The organism is Chryseobacterium sp. ON_d1 (assembly GCF_006829085.1).
In the GTDB taxonomy this organism is placed as follows: domain Bacteria; phylum Bacteroidota; class Bacteroidia; order Flavobacteriales; family Weeksellaceae; genus Chryseobacterium.
This window is the reverse complement of record NZ_BJTC01000006.1, coordinates 288,743-305,038: the sequence shown is the minus strand read 5'-3', so window position 1 is coordinate 305,038 and position 16,296 is coordinate 288,743. Positions and strand designations below refer to the sequence as shown.

Annotated in this window: 21 protein-coding genes; 9 read left to right on the top strand and 12 right to left on the bottom strand. The window is 36.5% G+C overall.

Annotated elements, in window-relative coordinates; genetic code table 11:
• Positions 1–25: 25 nt before the first annotated feature.
• From coaD to CRS_RS11930, 3 genes are read right to left on the bottom strand one after another with little or no spacing between them, the layout of a single operon-like run.
• Positions 26–490, bottom strand: a complete 465-nt coding sequence (coaD, locus tag CRS_RS11940; protein ID WP_002983612.1) for a pantetheine-phosphate adenylyltransferase — start codon at positions 488–490, stop codon at positions 26–28.
• A 3-nt stretch (positions 491–493) separates the two neighbouring features.
• Entirely contained in the window at positions 494–946 is a 453-nt protein-coding gene (locus CRS_RS11935; protein ID WP_142724260.1) for a hypothetical protein, read from the bottom strand.
• 4 nt (positions 947–950) lie between these two features.
• Complete coding sequence (locus tag CRS_RS11930) at positions 951–1,934, bottom strand: D-alanine--D-alanine ligase (RefSeq protein WP_142724259.1); 984 nt, start codon at positions 1,932–1,934, stop codon at positions 951–953.
• Between the two features lie 156 nt (positions 1,935–2,090).
• Between CRS_RS11930 and CRS_RS11925 the strand changes: the two genes are divergently transcribed.
• From CRS_RS11925 to murI, 5 genes are all read left to right on the top strand, one after another.
• On the top strand, positions 2,091–3,167 hold the full coding sequence (locus CRS_RS11925; protein WP_142724258.1) for a PASTA domain-containing protein: 1,077 nt from the start codon (positions 2,091–2,093) through the stop codon (positions 3,165–3,167).
• 73 nt (positions 3,168–3,240) lie between these two features.
• Positions 3,241–4,314 (top strand): RluA family pseudouridine synthase, encoded by a 1,074-nt coding sequence (locus CRS_RS11920; RefSeq protein ID WP_172617050.1) that lies wholly within the window; start codon positions 3,241–3,243, stop codon positions 4,312–4,314.
• A gap of 51 nt (positions 4,315–4,365) precedes the next feature.
• Positions 4,366–5,316: a PorP/SprF family type IX secretion system membrane protein gene (locus CRS_RS11915; RefSeq protein ID WP_142724257.1), complete on the top strand. Its 951-nt coding sequence runs from the start codon at positions 4,366–4,368 to the stop codon at positions 5,314–5,316.
• 51 nt (positions 5,317–5,367) lie between these two features.
• Positions 5,368–6,492 carry a radical SAM family heme chaperone HemW gene (gene hemW, locus CRS_RS11910; RefSeq protein WP_142724256.1) on the top strand — a complete coding sequence of 375 codons (1,125 nt, stop codon included), beginning with the start codon at positions 5,368–5,370 and terminating at the stop codon, positions 6,490–6,492.
• A 59-nt stretch (positions 6,493–6,551) separates the two neighbouring features.
• Complete coding sequence (murI, locus tag CRS_RS11905) at positions 6,552–7,382, top strand: glutamate racemase (RefSeq protein WP_142724255.1); 831 nt, start codon at positions 6,552–6,554, stop codon at positions 7,380–7,382.
• Positions 7,383–7,462: 80 nt separating this feature from the next.
• Here murI and CRS_RS11900 read toward each other — a convergent pair whose 3' ends face one another.
• Complete coding sequence (locus CRS_RS11900; RefSeq protein ID WP_142724254.1) at positions 7,463–8,062, bottom strand: nitroreductase family protein; 600 nt, start codon at positions 8,060–8,062, stop codon at positions 7,463–7,465.
• 84 nt (positions 8,063–8,146) lie between these two features.
• Here CRS_RS11900 and CRS_RS11895 point away from each other — a divergent pair, with 84 nt between their 5' ends.
• Positions 8,147–8,494, top strand: a complete 348-nt coding sequence (locus CRS_RS11895; protein ID WP_142724253.1) for a helix-turn-helix domain-containing protein — start codon at positions 8,147–8,149, stop codon at positions 8,492–8,494.
• Here CRS_RS11895 and CRS_RS11890 read toward each other — a convergent pair.
• The 6 genes from CRS_RS11890 to CRS_RS11865 form a co-directional block, all read right to left on the bottom strand.
• Positions 8,491–9,063, bottom strand: coding sequence for an RsmD family RNA methyltransferase (locus tag CRS_RS11890; protein ID WP_142724252.1), 573 nt, complete (start codon positions 9,061–9,063; stop codon positions 8,491–8,493). The genes CRS_RS11895 and CRS_RS11890 overlap by 4 nt on opposite strands.
• 79 nt (positions 9,064–9,142) lie before the next feature.
• Positions 9,143–9,859, bottom strand: a complete 717-nt coding sequence (locus CRS_RS11885; protein ID WP_142724251.1) for a DUF3822 family protein — start codon at positions 9,857–9,859, stop codon at positions 9,143–9,145.
• Between the two features lie 18 nt (positions 9,860–9,877).
• Positions 9,878–10,372, bottom strand: a complete 495-nt coding sequence (locus CRS_RS11880; protein WP_142724250.1) for a Smr/MutS family protein — start codon at positions 10,370–10,372, stop codon at positions 9,878–9,880.
• A gap of 94 nt (positions 10,373–10,466) precedes the next feature.
• The gene (locus CRS_RS11875; RefSeq protein WP_142724249.1) at positions 10,467–10,964 is read right to left on the bottom strand and encodes a metallophosphoesterase; all 498 of its coding nucleotides are present in this window, start codon (positions 10,962–10,964) and stop codon (positions 10,467–10,469) included.
• Positions 10,964–11,413 carry a hypothetical protein gene (locus CRS_RS11870; RefSeq protein ID WP_142724248.1) on the bottom strand — a complete coding sequence of 150 codons (450 nt, stop codon included), beginning with the start codon at positions 11,411–11,413 and terminating at the stop codon, positions 10,964–10,966. Before CRS_RS11870 ends, CRS_RS11875 begins: the two co-directional genes overlap by 1 nt.
• A gap of 57 nt (positions 11,414–11,470) precedes the next feature.
• On the bottom strand, positions 11,471–11,935 hold the full coding sequence (locus CRS_RS11865; protein ID WP_142724247.1) for a hypothetical protein: 465 nt from the start codon (positions 11,933–11,935) through the stop codon (positions 11,471–11,473).
• 88 nt (positions 11,936–12,023) lie between these two features.
• Here CRS_RS11865 and CRS_RS11860 point away from each other — a divergent pair, with 88 nt between their 5' ends.
• Positions 12,024–13,568, top strand: coding sequence for a serine hydrolase (locus CRS_RS11860; protein WP_142724246.1), 1,545 nt, complete (start codon positions 12,024–12,026; stop codon positions 13,566–13,568).
• 223 nt (positions 13,569–13,791) lie between these two features.
• On the opposite strand, the gene CRS_RS11855 is transcribed toward CRS_RS11860, so the two are convergent.
• A complete protein-coding gene (locus tag CRS_RS11855; protein WP_228451234.1) occupies positions 13,792–14,568 on the bottom strand; it encodes an archaemetzincin in 777 nt (258 codons plus the stop codon).
• 97 nt (positions 14,569–14,665) lie between these two features.
• Positions 14,666–15,142 carry a histidine phosphatase family protein gene (locus CRS_RS11850; protein ID WP_142724244.1) on the bottom strand — a complete coding sequence of 159 codons (477 nt, stop codon included), beginning with the start codon at positions 15,140–15,142 and terminating at the stop codon, positions 14,666–14,668.
• Positions 15,143–15,257: 115 nt separating this feature from the next.
• On the opposite strand from CRS_RS11850, the gene ruvX reads away from it, so the two are divergent.
• Positions 15,258–15,674 (top strand): Holliday junction resolvase RuvX, encoded by a 417-nt coding sequence (gene ruvX / locus CRS_RS11845; protein WP_142724243.1) that lies wholly within the window; start codon positions 15,258–15,260, stop codon positions 15,672–15,674.
• Positions 15,671–16,243: a peptide deformylase gene (gene def / locus CRS_RS11840; RefSeq protein WP_142724242.1), complete on the top strand. Its 573-nt coding sequence runs from the start codon at positions 15,671–15,673 to the stop codon at positions 16,241–16,243. The genes ruvX and def overlap by 4 nt, the downstream gene beginning before the upstream one ends.
• Positions 16,244–16,296: the final 53 nt, after the last annotated feature.

The window sequence follows — 16,296 nt, the reverse complement described above, 5'->3', positions numbered from 1 at the left end:
TTTATCGCTCATCAATTATATTTTTTTATCGCTCCACCCTCACGGACTCAGGAACCAGTAGTTCGTATTCTCCTCCATGATTAATGATCTCTCTTACAATACTGCTGCTGATGAAAGATTTTCCTGAGGAAGTCAGTAAAAATACTGTTTCCAGTTTTTTGTGGGCCAGAGTTCTGTTGGTGTGGGCAATCGCTTTTTCAAACTCGAAATCGGCAGGATTTCTCAGCCCTCTGATGATGTACTGTGCGTTTTTTTCAAAGCAGTAGTCAACAGTAAGCCCTTCAAAATAATCTACCTCCACATTGGGGAATTCAGCGACCGAGTTCTGGATAAATTCCATTCTTTTTTCAAGAGGGAACATATATTTTTTCTGGGAGTTCTGCCCGATAGCGATGATTAATTTATCAAATAGCGGGGCCGCTCTTTCTATAATGTCGTAATGTCCCAAGGTAATAGGATCAAATGATCCCGGGAAAACAGCAATTTTCATATTCTAGTTGTTTTCGTTTGATTTTTCGTAAAACAGCCTTAGGTTTTCAAGATTGAGGCTGCAGTTGTTATTTAGAACCTGATTGGAAGACAGATTTAGAATCAAATCATTTCTTCCTGTAATTTTTGAATTTTTGTAAACTTTGTCGATGGGATGAAACTTAATCTTACTTTCAAAAACTCCACTTTCATTTTTCTTTATAATTCCTGAAAACAAGATTTTGTTGTCAAGAGAACTGATTTCAAAATAATTGGGAACTGTTTCATTATCAATGATAACATCATGCTTTTTAATGTAATTGAAACACTTCTGATCATCAAGGTAAACAGCATCACCACTAAATTTGACGCTTTTGGGTTCAAGCGAATTTTTAGGCAGTTGTAATTCAAGAGTTTTGTAGTTCTGTGCAAATGCCAAAGAAGAAACAAATAATGAAATAGTAAGAAGCCTCATCATTTGATTATTTATTAAGTGCTTTTTCAACTTCATTTCCACAAAGATCCATGATGGAAATTCCATAATGTCTTGCCTGCTGAGGGAGAATACTTGCCGGAGAGAACCCAGGGTTGGTGTTCATTTCCAGCATATAAGGAATACCATCCATCAGAATATATTCGCTTCTTGAAAAACCGCTCATCCCTAATGAGTTGTAGGCTCTTTTTGCGATTTCTTCCACTCTTTTTGTGGTTTCTTCGTCAATTCTTGCCGGTGTAATTTCTTCAGAAGCGCCTTCATACTTTGCCTCATAATCAAAAAACTCATTGGTAGGAACAATTTCAGTGATTCCTAAAACAATGGTTTCTCCTTTAAAATCAATAACCCCTACAGAGACTTCCATGCCGTTTAAGAAACTTTCGATCAGAATTTCATCGTCTTCTTTGAAGGCAATTTCAGTAGCAGCAATCAATTCAGATTTTTCTTTTACTTTTGAAATTCCCAGAGAAGATCCGGATTGATTAGGTTTTACAAATAAAGGAAGCTTTAATTCTGATACGATCTCATCTACATTGATGCCTTCACCTTTTCTTAAATAAATACTTTTTGCAGAAGGAATTCCATATTTTGAGAGTACTGCCAATGTGTCTTTTTTATTGAAAGTAAGAGCGCTCTGATAGAAGCCACAGCCTGTATACTTTTGACCTATTGCGTCCCAGTATGCCTGAAGAATTCCGTTTTCACCAGGAGTTCCGTGGATAATATTGAAGCAGACATCAAATTTCAAAGTTTCTCCGTTGTCTAAAGTCACAGAAAAATCACCTCTGTTCATCTCGTATTTTTTATCATTTTCTCCTAAAAAATACCATTCATCTTTAAGGACTACTACTTTATATACATCATAGAGATTTCTGTCTAAAGAATCATAAATCAATTGCCCGCTTTTTAAAGAAACGACATATTCATCAGAATAGCCTCCCATTACTACGGCAACACTTTTTTTATTCATAACCATATAGTATCAATTAAGGCAAATTTAATCATTTTATATAATGCAATATGGGAAATCGACAAAATTTAAAATCAAAAATGAATTGTGTTAAATAAAAAGTCCATTCTAAAATTATTAGCTATATTTGCGGTTATAATTAAAGTATTTTTAAGTATGCTTAAATCACTTTTCAATTGGAAAGTTTTACTGAATTTAGTAGTAGCCATCGGTGTTTTCGTTGGGCTGGTGTGGCTCACATTTCGCTGGTTGGAGTACCATACTAATCACGGGCAGGAAATCCCTGTTCCCAATGTTGTAAATAAATCGGTGCATGATGCCGTTAAAATACTAGATGATACAGGATTGGAATATGAAGTAGACAGTGCCAATTATGACCCTAAATACAGACCATTTCAGGTTTTGCAGGTGTATCCTGCGCCAGGTTCCCGCGTAAAAGACGGAAGAACCGTAACGCTTAAGGTAAATCCAAGAACATGGGCGCCAATTGCGATTCCGAATGTAATCAACAAATATTCAGGACTGGCTTTCCAGAGACTGGATCAGGTAGGTCTTAAGATCGGAGATACGATCTACGAGCCGAGTATCCAGAAAGACGCTCTTTTAAGAATTCTTTATAAAGGAAACGCTGTGAACCCCGGTACCCGTTTACCAAGATTCTCAGTTATTGACGTGGTTGTAGGATCTGGTCCTATGAGAAATATTTCGATTCCTAATGTAGTGGGACTTACGGTAAAAGAAGCCAGAGTAGTGATTGCAAAGAGCATGTTTGAAGTAGGATTGGTGGAACATGAAGATGGAGGCAGAGATGAATCTGATATTATTTATTATCAGGATCCTGCTGCAGGAGACGTTCGTGATCAGGGAATGCAGATTGATCTTTGGGCGAGTAAGAAAACTCCGGCAGAATTAAGAGCTAAAGTAGAGCAGCTGAATTCTATCTACCGTATGAAAGTAGATACTTCACTTCCTCCGGTACGTTATGAAGAAGTACATAGCGAGCCAAGCTACGAAGCTCCGGTAGTCCCCCCTCCGGCCCCTAAAAAAGAAACTCCAAAGCCAGACGTTCCGAAGACAGAGACTCCTAAAACTCAGACTACGGCTGAAAAGCCTAAAACATCCGTCGGGAATGGCACTCATGCTGCGGGAAATAATACGGCCAAGCCAACAGCATCTGCAACGACTCAACAGCCTGCTCAAAAGCCAAAAGCTAAGAAGGTTGTCGTAGAATAAAATTAGGTTAATATCAAAAATACAGGCTTCAACTGCAAATGTTGAAGCCTTTTGCGTAAAAAAATATAAAACAATGTCAGAAGATAACGACGATTTTTTGGATGAAGAATTATTAGATTCCAACAGTATTGAAAACATCGATATTGATGAGGAAAATAAGGGATTGTATGAACATCTTAATATCACTGTTGACAGCAAACAGGAACCGTTAAGAATTGATAAGTTTCTTTTAATATACAGACAGAATTCTTCAAGGAATAAAATTTCACAGACCTGCAGAGCCGGAAATGTTATAGTCAACGGAATTCCGGTAAAGCAGAATTACCGTGTGAAGCCTGGAGACCAGATCTCCGTACTGCTTGCACATCCTCCGAGAGAGAACGTCATTATTCCACAGGATATTCCTGTGAATATTATTTACGAAGATGATGATCTGGTTGTTGTGGATAAAGAGGCTGGAATGGTAGTGCATCCGGGGTTCGGAAACTGGGATGGGACGCTGGTCAATGCCCTTGCCTTTCATTTTGAAAAGAATGGTGAGAAATCCGATCTTGACAGGGTAGGGCTTGTTCACAGGATTGATAAAGATACATCGGGTCTGTTAGTGATCGCCAAAAATGAATATGCATTGAGCTTCCTGGCAAAACAATTTTTCAACCGGACTACGAAGAGACTGTACTGGGCTTTCGTATGGGGGAACCTTCAGGAAGACGAAGGTTCTATCAGGGGGCATATCGGAAGGCATCCTAAAAACAGAATGCAGATGTCTGTTTATGAAGATGGGAGCCAGGGAAAACATGCAGTAACCCATTACAAGGTACTGGAAAGATTCAAGTATATGACCTGGGTGGAATGTAAGCTGGAGACGGGAAGAACACACCAGATCAGAGCGCATTTCAGACATATAGGGCATACTTTGTTTAATGATGAAAGATATGAAGGGCATACTCCTCTAAGAGGGGTAAATCTTCCAAAATACAAGCAGTTTATTAAAAATGTCTTTGAGATTTTGCCCAGACATGCCCTTCATGCACATACCCTCGGATTTATACACCCAACTACAAAGAAGGAATTATATTTTGAGAGCCCAATGCCTAAAGATATGGCGGATGCTGTAAAAAAATGGAGAAATTATTTGGAAAACTAAAAATATATTGAGAATTTTTTTATATTTGTTGAATTGAAATCAAGATTTGTTATGAGAAAACTATATGCTATCGTATGTTTAGCTCTTTTGTCAAATGCATACAAAGCACAAGAATCACTACCATACTATCAGCAATATCTTTTGGATGGTGAGTTCCTGTTCAACCCAGCTCAATACGGAAAAACAGATTACGTACAGCTCAACGCCAATTATCAACAACAATTTTCAAAGTTCAACAATTCTCCGAATGTACAGTCAATCGGGATCAATGCGAATATCTTTGATAGAGTAGGTGCTGGTATTTCCGTATTCAGAGATAGCAACGGCCCTATTTCTGCAGGAGGTATTACAGCGGGTGCTTCATATTTTATTCCTCTGAGTAGTGAAGGAGACAGAAAAGATCAGTTCTCTTTCGGTACAAGTGTTAACTTCTATAACATGAACTTTGATTATTCAAAAATCAACACTGAGGAAGGGGGTGACCCATTATTAAGAGGGGAAGAAAGCAACATCTTTATGGTGTATGCAAACTTCGGTTTGGCTGCCACTTATAGAGGGTTATTCGGGGGTGTTTCCGTAAACGATATTGCATTAAGTAATGACGCTTCTATTGTAAACAATTATGAGCCTTCTCCAATTAAATTCTTCTTAAACTTAGGATATAACTGGAATATTGCTGATAATATTACATTGGCACCATCAGCATTAATTAACCTTAATACAAACTCTACGAGAATGATTGACTGGAACCTTATGGCAACATTCTCTAATGATATCAACGCATTCTCTTTTGGGGTAAGCTACAGAACAGTTCAGAACAGATTTGACAATCAGAACCTGAGTATCTCTCCCATTGTAAAAGTAAGATTCAATAAATTCATGATCGGAGCTACCTATAACCTTGGATTATCTGATATCCAGAGCTATGGCGGAAACAGTTTCATGATTGGTTTAGGGTATAACTTTGACAACTTTATTAATGTAAGAGGATTTAGATACTAATCAATTTAATTTAAATAAATTTGAGCTCTGAAAAATTTCAGAGCTTTTTTTATGATATACATTCACATTCCGTTCTGTAAGCAGAAATGCAGTTACTGTAATTTTCACTTTTCAACATCTTTGAATTTCAAGGATGAAATGCTTCGTGCCATGAAAACTGAAATACTACTCAGGAAAGATGAATTGCAGGACAGAACGCTGAAATCCCTGTATTTCGGAGGGGGAACCCCTTCTATTCTTTCCGTGGATGAAATAAGTTCTTTAATCGATGAAGTATTGCGCTATTTCAGCTTTGAAAAAGATATTGAAATTACACTGGAGGCCAATCCTGATGATCTGGATAAAAACTTCTTGAAACAGCTTTCAGGAACTTCAGTGAACAGACTGTCCATTGGTACTCAGAGTTTTTTTGAAGATGACCTGAAACTCATGAACAGGGCTCACAGTGCTTCTGAAGCAGAAAGCTCTATCAAACGGGCTCAGGATTTCGGTTTTGAAAATCTGAGTATTGATCTGATCTATGGTTCACCTACTTCCAATTTTGAGATCTGGAAAGAAAATCTGAATAAAGCCATTGCTTTGGAAGTGCCTCATATTTCGTCATATGCCCTGACAGTAGAACCTAAAACAGCTTTGGAAAACTGGATTGCAAAAGGGAAGATAAAAAGTCCGAAGGAAGAAGAGCAAAACAGGGAATTCTATTATTTATCAGACTTTTTAAAAGATCATGGCTTTGAACATTATGAAGTTTCCAATTTCGCAAAACCCGGTTTCTATTCGCGGCACAATTCTTCTTATTGGAAATACCGTGAATACTTGGGAATAGGACCTTCTGCGCATTCTTATAACGGATTTGATATCAGAAGCTGGAATGTGGCCAATAATCAGCAGTATATTAAAAAGCTTAATGATAAATTGTTAGCCAAAGAAGAAGAAATTCTTTCCCAGGAAGATCAGTTTAATGAAATGATTATGATTGGTTTACGCACCATTTGGGGAGTAGATCTCACCAGCTTAAAAAGTAAATTTTCAGACAGAGTGCTGGAGCATTTTCAGACAGAGATCAAACCGAAATTGGAAGAAGGTATTTTAATCACTGAAAACGGACATTTGAAAATTCCTGAAAAACATTGGTTTATGGCAGATGGAATTGCTTCAGATTTATTTATTGTATAGTATTTTGATGTATATGATATACCATAAATTCACTATTTTTGTATAAAATTTCAGCTCACTTGAAAACTAAAAAACAAGATTATTCACATCTTTCACCAAGCCAGCCTATCGGAATTTTCGACAGCGGGGTAGGAGGTCTTACCGTTGCCAAAGAAATCAAAAGACTTCTGCCTCATGAAGACCTGATCTACTTTGGAGATACCAAACACCTTCCTTACGGAGAGAAGTCCAAGGAAGCCATCATTGAATATTCTACAAAAATCACCAATTTTCTTCTGGAGCAGAACTGTAAGGCGATTGTCATTGCATGTAATACAGCAACGGCTAATGCATTGAATGAAGTAATGCAGTCTGTTGCAGGAAGAGTTCCTGTGATAGACGTTATCAATCCGGTTGCTGAAAAAGTATCTTACGAGATCCATAATAATGTTGGTGTTATTGCTACTAAAGCGACTGTGAATTCCGGGCTGTATAAAAAGAGTATCCGTAAACATAATAAATGGATCAAAGTGGATGAGCTGGCTACCCCATTGCTGGTTCCTGCCATTGAAGAAGGATTTAAAAATCATCCGATCACCCATGCTATCATCTATAATTATTTAAGCAACAGTAAATTAAAAAATATTGAAACATTGATTCTGGGTTGTACCCATTATCCTCTTTTAATTGATGAAATTAAACAGTATTACGGAAACAGAGTCCGCGTAATTGATTCTCCGAATATTGTTGCCAATCATCTGAAGATTATCCTGGATAAATACAATCTTTTAAATGATAACAACCCCAAACCGAATTATCATTTCTACCTTTCGGATCTTACCAAGAATTTTGAAAAAATCTCTAAGAAATTCTTCGGAAAAACAATTGATTTAGAATTGAAAGTACTATAAATAAAAAAGTCTGCCTCATATTGACGCAGACTTTTTTATTAGTGTCATTGGTGAAATAATTTGTGAAATTCGTGTTATTACTATGCCTCCACAATTACTTTTTCAGCTTTCAGTCTCTTCTTTGGATTGAATTTAGGCTGATTAGCATCCGTTTCATCTCTTTCCCCGATAACCACAGCAAACAACGTCTCATATTTCCCATTATTCAGAACTGCATCATATCCTTCAGGCTCAATTCCCTCCATAGGAGTAGAATCTATTCCCATCGCTGCACAGGCAGATAAAAGTACACCTAATGACAGGTACACCTGATGCCTCAACCATGATTTTACAGCTTCTTCTCCCTTAGGCTTTACCATAGTGTGGTAATAATTAACAGCACCTTCCGGAAGATTTTCTTCTATTTGTTTTTCAAAATTCTCTACATCTTTGATTACCTGAAAGACAATAATATGGCTGCTTTGCAACACTTTTTCCTTATTAAAATAGGACTTTTCTCCCAGTCGTTTCTTCTGTTCAGGATCATTCACAAAGACAAAGTTCCACGGCTGACTGTTGATAGAAGATGGACTGAGATGTAAAATTTCTTTAAGTTCTGCAACTTTCTCTTCAGTGATTTTTCCTTGTGGGTTATACTTTTTTACGGTATACCTTTTTTTCATTTGGTCTAAAAAGTTCATAATTTTATACTATCATTTTTATAGTTACAAAATTAATTTAAGTTTCCTAACTTTGCAATAACGGTAAAAAATGATAGTATAAAAATGTATACCATAGATAATAAATCCTATCCCTGCTGTACCAGTGTTACCATGAAATTTATAGGTGGGAAATGGAAGGCAGTAATTTTACATCACCTGATTGATGGTGCCAAGCGATATAACGAACTGAGGAAGTCAATTCCTACGATTACAGAAAGAACGTTAAGCTTACAGCTGAAACAGCTGGAAGAAGATGGAATTGTTGACAGAAAAGTTTTTACAGAGAAACCTCCTTTAGTCGTTGAGTATGAATTAACCTCTTTTGGAAAAACTTTATTACCCGTTCTGGAGGCCATTACAAAATGGGGTGAGGAAGCTCCGGTCATTTCAAAAAAAATAATCAGGAATTAAAGTTCCTGATTATCTTCTTTATTCGGTTCAAAAAAACTGAAGCTTACGTTTCCGTATTTTCGGGTGTCAATTAAATTCGGGTGATCAAATTTCATACGGCTTTGGTGTTCTACAATAAGGACTCCGTTTTCTTTCAGATATTTATTGTTTAAAACCAGAGAAATCAGTTCGTGATACTTTTTTTCTTCCATTTCGAAAGGAGCATCGGAGAATACAATCTCAAATGATTTTTTATTTCTGAATTTTTTAAGCCAGTCAAATACATCACCTCTCTGCACATTGATCTGTAGTGCCATATCAAGCTCAGAAGCAGTAGTATTGATAAATGCTGTATGCTTTGGGTTCATTTCCACAGAAGTAATATTCTGGCATCCTCTGGAAGCAAATTCAAGAGTGATAGAGCCAATTCCTGCAAAAAGATCGAGCACAGAGATCGACTGCATATCATATTTGTTTTCCAGAATGCTGAATAAAGCCTCTTTTGCAAAATCAGTTGTAGGCCTTACTTCAAAGTTCTTGGGAGCGGCAATTTTTTTGGCTTTCCATTTGCCTGATATTATTCTGAACATATTGTTGTTACGGTTTAGGGTAATAGATTTTAGGTGGCAGGTGAATATGTTTTAATTGCTATTTCCTGCGGCCTGCAACCTAATTAAGTATAAAATTTTTGTTGGGAATATTGTCAAAAACAATTTTTAAGTTTTTAACAAACTTCTGAAGTTCGGAAATAAAGGTTTCATTTTCCGTTGTTTCTCCATATGCATAAAAGCTGGTCTCATTGATTCCGAAACCGATTTTGCTTAAGGTAAACATGATAAAATAAAGAAAATCCACTTCCGAATTCACATCCAGGTTATTATAAAGAATGATTTTCTTATTATCAATTGCAAAAAATTCGCATTGATTATGATAAAGGTTGATGTGAATTTCTTTAGTGGTTTTATTATTGATCGAGCTTAAAAACTTTTCACCGGAGAAGTTAAAATGAGCAGGTATAGCCAGTTCTTTTATTTTTTTATAATAGCTTTTCGGGAAAGTATAATAAAACTGAATATTGAATTTTTTGTTGATGGAGAGCATCAGTTCTTCTTTTTCCCTGTCAGCAGGAGCATTAAAGGCAATTAAATCAAATCCTGCATCATGTTCAGAAAAACCTTCTGGCATCAGGGTAAAATGGTTGAATGCCGAAATCACATGGATTTCTTCATAACGCTGCTTGATAAGAACTTCGTCCAGCTTCTGTTCAATAAGATTGGCTGGTGTCTCTTCAGTAACGAAATAAGATTTTTCCTCCAGAATGTTTTTGTTTTTAACAATCTGGCAGATCAATCCGTCTTTGGTAAAAAGTAAATTAAGTACGTTCATATTTCAATTCCTGCAAATTTAGTGAAATTCTACCATTACCGCACCTGATTGATGGTGAAGTATTTCCTTATTATAAAAATCAATATTGAGCTGGCTTTCCAACACATCACGAACCATACGCTGTAAAGTGCCATCACCAATACCATGCACAATTTCCAGCCTCTTGAGGTTGTTTTTTCTGCAGAATTCAATCACTTCGATCAGTTTTTCCTTTTGAATAAACAATCTTTCAAAGCTGTCATAGTCATTGGGATTCTTTACCAAATTATGAAAATGCAGATCTAAAACCAAATGATTTTTCTGATGTTTCTTGGAAATAATTTTTTTAGGCTCTGCTTTTTTTACTATTCTGATATTTTCATACAGATCAGCATTTTTAGGAACCATTTTTTCTTTCGGATATTGATGAGTAAAACCATATTCATCTTTAAAAACAACAATATTCCCCTTTACGGAAGTAATTACCCCGCTTAAATCTTCATCTACTACCGAAACCTTATCGCCGATCTTCATAATTTTTAAGGCCTTTCTGAACCAATATTTCTGCAAAGGTAGAAAGTAAAATGGATGAACACAAACTCTCAAATTCTCAAACCCTCTCATCCCGTCAGGCTCTTGGTCCCAATTCAATAACTTCCAGATCCTTGATTTCCTCACCATCCACTGCAAAACGCATCATTGTTCTTACTTTATGCCAGCCCTGTTTTCCGCAGGCACCGGGATTCAGATGGAGAAGCTTGTTTTTCTCATCATACATTGCTTTCAGAATATGTGAATGCCCTGAAATAAATAATTTCGGAGCCTTTTCTGAAATTTCTTTTTTCGCGAGTGGAGAATACTTTCCGGGATAACCTCCTATATGGATCATCAGAACTTCCAGTTTTTCACAAAAAAAACGATTCACTTCAGGAAATTCTGCTTGTATTTTAGCATGGTCAATATTTCCGTAAACTCCCTTCAGAGGTTTAATCTTTTCCAGCTGTTCAATCACATCAAGACTCCCGAAATCTCCACAATGCCATACTTCATCGGCCTGAGAAGCATATTCAAGAATGCGGTCGTCAATATAAGAATGGGAATCGGAAAGAAGAAGAACTTTTGTCATTATCTAAGGGTTCTTTCAGTAATGTTTTCGTGGTATTTATCTTTGAACACAGCCAGACGGTCCGGATTTAATTCTCCGTCATGATTGATTACTCTTTCTTTCAATAGCCATTTTACCAGCTTTTCCATTCCTTTTTTGGAATTCATAAAATTAGAGATTTTGCCTAAATCCGTAGATTCTACTTTGGTTTTTTCCGTCAGGAAATTCAGGATAAAATAATCATCACTTACGTACCGCGGGGTTTCATTATCCATATACCGGTAAAGAAGAATTTCTTCATCGTCTTTCATGGAGAAAAAAGAATACTGTGCCACATTGATTTTTTCGGCTTTCAGGATCTGTTTCCCATCCAGTAAAACTTTATCATCTTTGATGGTGACGTCCTGGGAAAAATATAAATTACAGCTTATCATCAGTAAGAAGAAAGCCAATAATCTGTTTAATGTCATTTTACTATTTTTTTAGATTGCAAATATAGATAAGCTTTCATAAACTGAGCCGGGATCTTATTCAGTGATATTTTTTGTTTTTCTGATGGAATCCATTTTCTTTTCTATATCTGCACTGAAAACTTTTTTTAGCTTCAGCTGGTTCTCAGTAAGCTTTGATATAATAAAAGTTCCGGTCATATTCGTATTGGATGGGAATACTATGGTTACTGTAGAATCTGAAGCTTTTTTCCAGCTCCCGATATAACGGTCAGCTTTTTCATTTTTAATAACGGGCTCTTCAAGAGCATCATATTTTAATGTGGATTTAATCAGATTTCCTGTAATTTTTCCATTTTTCTGAAATCTGAGCCCCTCTCTTCTGGCCTCAAAACCATCCTGTTTCTCATAAGTATAAATATAAGTATCCATTTTATTGAGATTCCAGGTCTGTAAAAGTAAAGGATTGGCAGTTCTGTCCTGAGCTTTTATACCGCAGGTCATAAGAAGAGAGAAAATACAGATAGAAATAGGCTTTTTCATGAAGACAACTGATTTATCGTAAAGTTTTAACACTGCTAAAATTAGCATCGCTTAATATTTAGTAAATTTGGGAAAATTAAAATAAACAATGAAACAGAAACTTTCTTTTTTCATTTTTCTTTTGACCGTAGGACTGGCCAATGCGCAGGTTGAAGAAAAAAAGCTGGACGAGCTGATCCAAAACACCCTGAAAACCTTTGATGTACCAGGAATGTCAGTAGGAATCGTAAAAGATGGAAAAATGATCTATTCCAAAGGGTTTGGTGTACGTTCACTCACTTCCAGGCAGCCTATGGATGATAACACTTTAGTAGGAATTGCTTCCAATTCTAAAGGTTTTACATGTACAGCATTAGCTATTTTGGCAGATGAAGGAAAATTAAACTGGGATGATAAAGTTTCAAAATATATTCCTGAGTTCCAAATGTATGATCCGTACGTATCACAAAATGTTACAATCAAAGACCTTATCACACACAGAGCCGGATTAGGACTTGGGCAGGGAGATCTGATGTTTTTTCCGGAAGGAGGGAGCTTAACCGTTAATGATATTGTTCGTAATGTGAGATATCTGAAACCGGAGAATCCGTTCAGAACAAAACTGGATTATAACAATATCATGTTTATTGTAGCCGGAGAAGTCATTCACAGAGTTTCCGGATTAAGCTGGGCAGAATTTATTGAGCAGAGAATCATGAAACCTGTAGGAATGACTTCAAGTTTTGGAAGCTACAACAGAGCAAAAGCGGTAGCCAATAAAATTGATGCCCATGCACCTGTAGATGGAAAAGCAATCGCCGTTCCTCATGACTGGAATGAAACAGCCAATGCAGCCGGCGGAATTATGAGTAATATTAAAGACATGACCACCTGGGCAGAATGTCTCTTAAATAATTTTACGACTAAAGACGGAAAAAAACTGGTTTCTGATAAAAATGCCCAACAGCTTTGGAGCTTACAGATTCCAGATAGGGTGGCAGCGAAGAATCCTTATGATACGAGTTTCTATGGATACGGCTTAGGCTGGTTCCTGAGTGATGTTAAAGGACACAAGCAGGTACAGCATACCGGAGGGTTAATCGGAACAGTTACACAGTTTACTTTAATACCGGATATGAAACTGGGAATTGTTGTACTGACCAACCAGCAATCCGGGGCCGCTTTCAATACGATTACCAATACCGTGAAAGATTCTTACCTTGGGATAGCCGACAGAAACTGGCTGAAAACATATGGCGAGAGAATGTCTAAAATGGAAGCTGAATTTGATAAGCAGAAGAAAGATGCTTTTGCAAAATCAGAATCTTTTAAGAAAGAGAAAGGTCTTCAGCCAAAAGCAGAACAGTTTGTAGGAACATACAATGATGTTTGGTTTGGTGATGTAGAAATTACACAGCAGGGTAATACGTACAGAATTTCATGTAAAAACTCTCCGAGATTAAAAGGAGAACTGCTTCCTTACTCCAATAATTCTTTTATTATTAAATGGGATGACAGAAGTTATGATGCGGATGCTTATATTATTTTCAACTATGATGAAAACGGGAAAGCAGAATCTGCAAGATTGAAGGCTGTTTCTGATGTGACGGATTTCAGTTTTGATTTTGATGACCTGGATTTAAAAAGAAAATAAATACAAAAGGCTAAAAAGTAAAAGATAAAATCTTAGAAAAATATTAAAAAGAACGGGCTTTAGTCTGTTCTTTTTTCTTTAACACCAATGGTATTAATTTGTTCACAAATAACACGAGTTCTAATAAAAAAAAGGCTTTAGCAGAAATGAACCACCCCGTCAAAAATAAATTTTTTGCCATCCCTCCGGTGGAGGGGAATGTGTAGGTAAAAGAAATAATGGTTTACTGGACAAGATTCAGATCCTGGTTGGCTAAAGTGAGCTCTGTATTGAGATGTTGCTTTTCAAAGAAATTTTTTAGTTGAAGAAGTCTTTTTTTATGATCATAGTGGATGCTTGAACTCAGTTTTCTTTGGCAAAGCGAACAGGCTCTGGCCAGGTGATAATCCGTTTCCGGTAATGAATTCGTTCCATTCATTACACAGTTGGCATTCAGGCAGTGGCTGATTCCGAACATATGACCAATTTCGTGAGAGCTGATTTTTATTAACCTTAAAAAGCTCTCATTAAAATTAGAATCTGTTAAGCGGCCGTCAGCAAATCTGTACATTGAAGTTACTCCTACACCATCTTCATAAGAAGCCAATCCGAAAATATAATTCCATTCCGGTTTGGGAAAAAGATCTTTCTCTGTAATTCCCATCAGGACTAGAGCATCTTTGGGTTTTCTTTTGATCAGGATGCTGTCCAGTACATATCCTGCCAAAATCTGTTCCTGTCCTTCTTTTGAAATTCTTTTCACTTTTTCAGGAAAGATAGTATTGGGCAGAGCAGGCAGTATTTTTGTTTCCAGCTGGTAATATATTTTTAAATATTCTTTTGTGAGTACTATTTCCTTTTTCTGAAGTTCATCAAAAGTTCCTATAGGCTGAATATAAATGATATTTTTTCCAGGTCCGGGTTTTATTTTTCTTAACTTCTGAAAATCTTCAAATGTCTGGAAACATTCATCATGATTATAACGCCAGCTTCCTGGTTTTGGTGAAGAAGAAAGCTTCATATCATTCCGTGCAATAGATTCAATATAGGAATTCTTCTGTTTTTCGCAAGAAAAAAGAAGAATGAATACTACAGCATAAAAAAACAAAAAAATAAAGTTATATTTTCCCAGGCTCATAAAAGAATAAAAGCTTCTTTTTAGCCCCATCAAACTGTGACCACGACTCACAGTCTACCTCGAAACCGGCTACACCGCAGGTTGGAAAATGGAAAATATCCTCAGAAATGGAATTGGCAAAATTGGATATTCCATTATTGTGAGAAAAGAGAGCGACGGAGTTCAGATTATCATCCAGGTCATAAATTACAGATTCAAAGCTTCTTTCCGAAGGATTATAAAGTTTCTGATCAGTGGAGCAGTTCAGCTGATAGGTCTGATTAAAAATTTTGCAGGTATTCAGTGCACGTACTGCAGGACTGGATACAAAATGATCAATGGAAATATTATTGCTTTTCAGGAATCTGGACATGTGCATAGCATCCTCCAGACCTTTGTCTGCTAAAGGCCTGTCAAAGTCCTCTGTTTCCTCTGGCCAGTCGCTTTTCGCATGTCTTACGAGGATGAGTTTCTTCATATGATTGTTTTTTGGAAGATTAAAATTATAAAAAAAATAATGGAATAAAACATGATTTATATAAAAAAACTGCGTTATGAATAAAATCAGTAAATTTTACTAAATTTGCAGACTTATGGGACAAATCCTTGCTATAGATTACGGAAAGGCCCGTTGTGGTATTGCTGTAACGGATGATATGCAGATTATAGCCAGCGGGCTGGAAACTGTTGAAAACCGTTCTTTAATGGAATTTTTGAAAAAATATTTCAGAGAAAACAAGGTGGATGAAGTAGTGATTGGGCTTCCCATAGATTTGAAAGGAAATGTTTCTGAAGTGGAAACCGATATTTTAAAATTCATTGAGGCATTCAAAAAGGAATTTTCAGATATTGCGGTTCACCGTTTTGATGAGAGGTTTACCTCTAAAATGGCTTCTTTTTTTATTTCCCAAAGCGGAAAAAGCAAAAAAAAGAGACAGGAAAAAGGATTAATAGATAAAGTAAGCGCAACCATCATATTGCAAAATTTTTTAGAACAAAGATTAAGATGATTTTACCGATAAGAGCTTTTGGGGATCCTGTTTTGAGAAAAGTGGGAAAAGACATAGATAAAGATTATTCCGGATTACAGGAACTGATAGATAATATGTTTGAAACGATGTACAGCGCCAATGGCATAGGTCTTGCAGCGCCTCAGATTGGTTTGGATATCCGTCTGTTTGTAATAGATGTGACTCCTCTTGCAGAAGATGAGGATTATGAAGATATTAAAGATGAGTTGGCTGAGTTCAAAAAAGTATTCATCAACGCTCAGATCCTTGAAGAATCAGGGGAAGAATGGAAGTTCAATGAAGGCTGTCTTTCTATTCCGGATGTAAGAGAAGATGTGAAAAGGAAAGGTACGATCGTTATAGAATATTATGACGAAAATTTTGTGAAACATACAGAAACTTTTTCCGATATTAGAGCCCGCGTAATTCAGCATGAATATGACCATATTGAAGGGATTCTGTTTACCGACCACCTGAGTGCTCTTAAGAAGAAACTGGTAAAGGGGAAACTGACAAAAATCTCTCAGGGGGATGTAAGCATCGGTTACAAAATGAGATTTCCAAAATAATTTAAACAAGGATAAAAAGAAATAATAAAAAGCAAAAAGCTAGTGCTGATTGC

Bases quoted from the DNA above. Each gene is read 5' to 3' on its own strand.
- coaD (WP_002983612.1), bottom strand. From the start codon at position 490: ATGAAAATTGCTGTTTTCCCGGGATCATTTGATCCTATTACCTTGGGA.
- CRS_RS11935 (WP_142724260.1), bottom strand. From the start codon at position 946: ATGATGAGGCTTCTTACTATTTCATTATTTGTTTCTTCTTTGGCATTT.
- CRS_RS11930 (WP_142724259.1), bottom strand. From the start codon at position 1,934: ATGAATAAAAAAAGTGTTGCCGTAGTAATGGGAGGCTATTCTGATGAA.
- CRS_RS11925 (WP_142724258.1), top strand. From the start codon at position 2,091: ATGCTTAAATCACTTTTCAATTGGAAAGTTTTACTGAATTTAGTAGTA.
- CRS_RS11920 (WP_172617050.1), top strand. From the start codon at position 3,241: ATGTCAGAAGATAACGACGATTTTTTGGATGAAGAATTATTAGATTCC.
- CRS_RS11915 (WP_142724257.1), top strand. From the start codon at position 4,366: ATGAGAAAACTATATGCTATCGTATGTTTAGCTCTTTTGTCAAATGCA.
- hemW (WP_142724256.1), top strand. From the start codon at position 5,368: ATGATATACATTCACATTCCGTTCTGTAAGCAGAAATGCAGTTACTGT.
- CRS_RS11900 (WP_142724254.1), bottom strand. From the start codon at position 8,062: ATGAACTTTTTAGACCAAATGAAAAAAAGGTATACCGTAAAAAAGTAT.
- CRS_RS11895 (WP_142724253.1), top strand. From the start codon at position 8,147: ATGTATACCATAGATAATAAATCCTATCCCTGCTGTACCAGTGTTACC.
- CRS_RS11890 (WP_142724252.1), bottom strand. From the start codon at position 9,063: ATGTTCAGAATAATATCAGGCAAATGGAAAGCCAAAAAAATTGCCGCT.
- CRS_RS11885 (WP_142724251.1), bottom strand. From the start codon at position 9,859: ATGAACGTACTTAATTTACTTTTTACCAAAGACGGATTGATCTGCCAG.
- CRS_RS11880 (WP_142724250.1), bottom strand. From the start codon at position 10,372: ATGAAGATCGGCGATAAGGTTTCGGTAGTAGATGAAGATTTAAGCGGG.
- CRS_RS11875 (WP_142724249.1), bottom strand. From the start codon at position 10,964: ATGACAAAAGTTCTTCTTCTTTCCGATTCCCATTCTTATATTGACGAC.
- CRS_RS11870 (WP_142724248.1), bottom strand. From the start codon at position 11,413: ATGACATTAAACAGATTATTGGCTTTCTTCTTACTGATGATAAGCTGT.
- CRS_RS11865 (WP_142724247.1), bottom strand. From the start codon at position 11,935: ATGAAAAAGCCTATTTCTATCTGTATTTTCTCTCTTCTTATGACCTGC.
- CRS_RS11860 (WP_142724246.1), top strand. From the start codon at position 12,024: ATGAAACAGAAACTTTCTTTTTTCATTTTTCTTTTGACCGTAGGACTG.
- CRS_RS11855 (WP_228451234.1), bottom strand. From the start codon at position 14,568: ATGAAGCTTTCTTCTTCACCAAAACCAGGAAGCTGGCGTTATAATCAT.
- CRS_RS11850 (WP_142724244.1), bottom strand. From the start codon at position 15,142: ATGAAGAAACTCATCCTCGTAAGACATGCGAAAAGCGACTGGCCAGAG.
- ruvX (WP_142724243.1), top strand. From the start codon at position 15,258: ATGGGACAAATCCTTGCTATAGATTACGGAAAGGCCCGTTGTGGTATT.
- def (WP_142724242.1), top strand. From the start codon at position 15,671: ATGATTTTACCGATAAGAGCTTTTGGGGATCCTGTTTTGAGAAAAGTG.